The 3,810-nt window shown below is 78.1% G+C and carries 4 protein-coding genes; 2 read left to right on the top strand and 2 right to left on the bottom strand.

Features of this window, described 5'->3' with window-relative positions; genetic code table 11:
• Window positions 1-138: 138 nt before the first annotated feature.
• Both nucS and HLB09_RS14405 read left to right on the top strand, forming a co-directional pair.
• The gene (nucS, locus tag HLB09_RS14410; protein WP_171204027.1) at window positions 139-834 is read left to right on the top strand and encodes an endonuclease NucS; all 696 of its coding nucleotides are present in this window, start codon (window positions 139-141) and stop codon (window positions 832-834) included.
• A 98-nt stretch (window positions 835-932) separates the two neighbouring features.
• The gene (locus tag HLB09_RS14405; RefSeq protein WP_171204026.1) at window positions 933-1,370 is read left to right on the top strand and encodes an organic hydroperoxide resistance protein; all 438 of its coding nucleotides are present in this window, start codon (window positions 933-935) and stop codon (window positions 1,368-1,370) included.
• A gap of 109 nt (window positions 1,371-1,479) precedes the next feature.
• On the opposite strand, the gene HLB09_RS18855 is transcribed toward HLB09_RS14405, so the two are convergent.
• Window positions 1,480-3,405 (bottom strand): Na+/H+ antiporter, encoded by a 1,926-nt coding sequence (locus HLB09_RS18855; RefSeq protein WP_322790201.1) that lies wholly within the window; start codon window positions 3,403-3,405, stop codon window positions 1,480-1,482.
• 86 nt (window positions 3,406-3,491) lie between these two features.
• Window positions 3,492-3,810, bottom strand: a 319-nt coding sequence (locus tag HLB09_RS14395) for a hypothetical protein (RefSeq protein WP_171204025.1), incomplete at its 5' end; no start/stop codon positions are given.

Below are 3,810 nucleotides of genomic sequence, written 5' to 3'. Positions count from 1 at the left end.
GGGGCGGTTGCTGCGGGGCACGGCCCCATCGTGCCGGGGGCCGGGCGGAGGCGGCACGACGACGGCCCGGCAGCGGCAGGGCGAGGGCGGCAGGGCGACGGCGGGGGCGGGGGCCCGCGGCGGCTAGGGTCGCCGCCCGTGAGGCTCGTCATCGCCCGGTGCTCCGTGGACTACGTGGGCCGCCTGACCGCCCACCTCCCCCTGGCGACGCGCCTGCTCATGGTCAAGGCCGACGGCAGCGTGCTCGTGCACTCCGACGGCGGCTCCTACAAGCCGCTCAACTGGATGAGCCCGCCCTGCGCGCTCACCACCTCCCCCGCCGAGGGCCCGGCCGCGGAGGCGGGCGCCGTCGAGACGTGGCGCGTGGTCAGCGCCAAGACCGACGACGTCCTCGTCGTCGCGGTGCACGAGGTGCTCAGCGACACGACCGTCGACCTCGGCGTCGACCCGGGCCTCGTCAAGGACGGCGTGGAGGCCCACCTCCAGCGCCTCCTGGCGGAGCAGATCGAGCACCTGGGCACCGGCCACGTCCTCGTGCGCCGCGAGTACCCGACGGCGATCGGCCCGGTCGACATCCTCTGCCGCGACGCGGGCGGGCTCTCCGTCGCCGTCGAGATCAAGCGGCGCGGCGACATCGACGGCGTCGAGCAGCTCACCCGGTACCTCGAGCTGCTCAACCGCGACCCGCTCCTGGCCCCGGTGACGGGCGTCTTCGCCGCCCAGGAGATCAAGCCGCAGGCGCGGGTCCTCGCCGCCGACCGGGGCATCCGCTGCGTCGTCCTCGACTACGACGCCATGCGCGGGGTCGACGACCCGACGACGCGCCTGTTCTGACCGCACCGCCCCCCACCACCAGCCGGGCCGCCGACCTCGGCCGACGAGGGCGGCGCGCCCTCGGGAATGAAGGGCCTCCGCGCGCGGCTGGCCCGGGCATGAGCGAGAAGACCCCGTCCACGATCGTCTACACCGCGAGCGTCACCTCGAGCGGCGGCCGCAAGGCCGGGCGCGCCGTCTCCAGCGACGGCGTGCTCGACGTCAGCATGACGGCCCCCAAGGAGACCGGCGGGCCGGGCACGGGCACGAACCCCGAGCAGCTCTTCGCGGCCGGCTACGCGACCTGCTTCACCGGCGCGCTCGGCCTGGCCGGCAAGGAGCAGGACGTCGACACCTCGGCCGCCGAGGTCCGCGCCGACATCGGCTTCGGCCCCGAGGGCGAGAGCTACGCCATCACGGCCGAGCTGACCGTGCGCATCCCGGGCGTCGACCAGGCGACGACGCAGCGCCTCGTGGAGCGCACGCACGAGCTGTGCCCGTACTCCAAGGCGATCCGCGGCAACGTGCCCGTCACCCTCGTCGCGGTGGCCGGCTGACGGCACCCGCCCAGCGCCCGGACGAGGCGCCGCCCGACGGTCGGGCAGCACAGGGCCCACCACCGCTCGCGGTGGTGGGCCCTCGCTGCGCCCGACCCGCCCCGTGGCCTCAGCCCAGCTCGCGGTCGACGTAGCACCATCGCCAGGCCTCGCCCGGCTCCGCGCTGCGCATGACGGGGTGGCGCTCGTGCCGCGCGTGCGCCTGCGCGTGCTGGTGCGGCGAGGAGTCGCAGCAGCCGACGTACCCGCACGCCAGGCACTGGCGCAGGTGCTCCCAGCGGCGCTCGCCCAGCGCCAGGCAGCCCTCGCAGCCCAGCTCGCCCCCCTCCCCGCCGGCGGGGACGACGTCCTCCGCGGGCGCCGGGGCGTCGCGCAGGTGCCGGCAGGACCCGGCGACGGGCGCCCGCAGGGCGCCGGCGCGGTCGTCCCGCGCGACGGCGGCGTCGAGGAGGGACTCCTCCACGTCGAGCTCGGCGAGGACCTGCCGCAGCACCTCGTCCGGCGCGCGCCCCTCGTCCCGGACGGCGAGCAGCTCGGCGCGCTCGGCGTCGAGCATCTCCAGGCGGAGGCGGGCCCACGCCCGGCCCGGCGAGCGGTGGTCGCCGCCGCGCCCGAGCCGCTCCCACGCCACGTCGCCGCGTCGGCGCAGGCGCTCGCGCAGCCCGTCGACGACGTCGTCCGGGTCCTCCTCACGCCGCACCTGCTCCAGGCGCTGCTCCGCGGCCCGTCGGGTCCGGTCGAGGACGGCAGCGTGGACCAGTGCGTCCTCCCCGGGGTCCGGCGCCGGCAGCGCGAGCGCGCGCACGAGCGGCGGCAGCGTCGTCCCCTGCAGGAGCAGCGTCCCGCCGACGACGACGAGCGCGGCGAGCACGAGCACCTCGCGCTGCGGCGTGCTCGCCGGGAGGGAGGCGGCGGCCGCGAGCGTGACGACGCCGCGCATGCCCGCCCACCCGATGACCGCGACGACGCGCCACGACGGCCCGTCCGCCCGTCCGTCCTGGGGCGACGACCCGCCGTCCCCCGCGGACCTGCGCGCGGCGCGGCGCCCGACCAGGCCGGCCAGCGGCAGCGCCACGGCGACGTAGACGAGGCGCAGGAGCACGACGACGGCGAGCACCGCGCCGCAGACGAGCAGCGTCCGGCCGAGGCCGAGGTCGCCGGCCAGGGCGCCGCCCACGACGTCGGAGGCCTGCAGCCCGATGAGCAGGAAGACGCCGCCCTCGAGGAGGAACTGGACCGTCCGCCAGTTGAGGCGCTCGGCGATCCGCGAGCGCGCCGTCTGCTGCACCGGGGAGCGGTGCCCCAGCAGCAGGCCCGTGACGACGACCGCGAGCACGCCGGAGGCGCCGACCTCCTCGGCAGGCAGGTAGGCGACGAACGGCGCGGCGAAGGAGAGCGTGGTGTCGAGCACCTCGTCGTCCAGCCGGCGCCGCAGCCGGCCCGCGAGCGCGGCGACGAGGACGCCGACGAGGACGCCGCCGCCCGCGGCCAGGAGGAAGCGGGCCCCGACCTCCGCGGCGCTCACCGCGCCGGCGACGGCGACGAGGGCCGTCCGCAGCAGGACGAGGGCGGTCGCGTCGTTGAGGAGGCTCTCGCCCTCGAGCACCGTGACGACGCGGCGGGGGAGCCCGACGCGCCGGGCCACCGCCGTCGCGGCCACGGCGTCGGGCGGCGCCACCACCGCGCCCAGGGCGATGCCCACCGCGAGGGGCACCGGCAGCAGCGCCGCGACGACGAGCCCCACCACGAGGGCCGTCACGGCCACGAGCCCGACCGACAGCAGGGCGATGGGCCGCAGGTTCGACCGCACGTCGACGAGCGAGGTCCGCAGCGCTGAGGCGTACAGCAGCGGCGGCAGCAGCCCGACGAGGACGAGCTCCGGGTCCAGGACGACCGGCGGCACGAAGGGCAGGTAGGAGGCGACGACGCCGACCAGCACGAGCACGAGCGGCGCGGACCCGCCCGTGCGCCGCACCAGCAGCTCGACGCCGCCCACGACGGCGGCCACGACGACGAGCAGCAGCGCGGTCTCCACGACCGCATCGTGCCCCCTCCGCGGAACCGCGCCCGTGCGCCCGCCTCAGCGTCGCGCCGACCTCGGCGCCGACGGGAGCGACGACGTCAGCGCACGGGCGCCAGCGCGACCAGACCGGGCGCGAGGCGCTCGGCCGCCCAGCGCTCGAGCGCCCCGGCGTCCTCCCCCGGCCCCGCCTCGCCGGCCACCGCGGCCGCCACGAGCCACCCGTCGGCCAGCGCGAGGACGGCGCGGGCGGCGCCGGCCTCACGACCGGCCGAGCGCAGGAGCCGGGCCACGGCGTCGGCGCAGGCCGCGTCGAAGGCCCCCAGCCGCGGGGCCAGCTCCGGGTCGGCCGAGAGCTCGAGCGTGCGCGCGTAGAGGGCGCGCACCCCCGCGGCGCCGCGACCGCCGTAGGGGCCGAGG

The sequence above is a fragment of the Pseudokineococcus marinus genome (genome assembly GCF_013004605.1).
Taxonomy (GTDB): domain Bacteria; phylum Actinomycetota; class Actinomycetes; order Actinomycetales; family Quadrisphaeraceae; genus Pseudokineococcus; species Pseudokineococcus marinus.
Note: the sequence above shows the minus strand (reverse complement) of the source record. Positions and strands in the feature narration are given on the sequence as shown.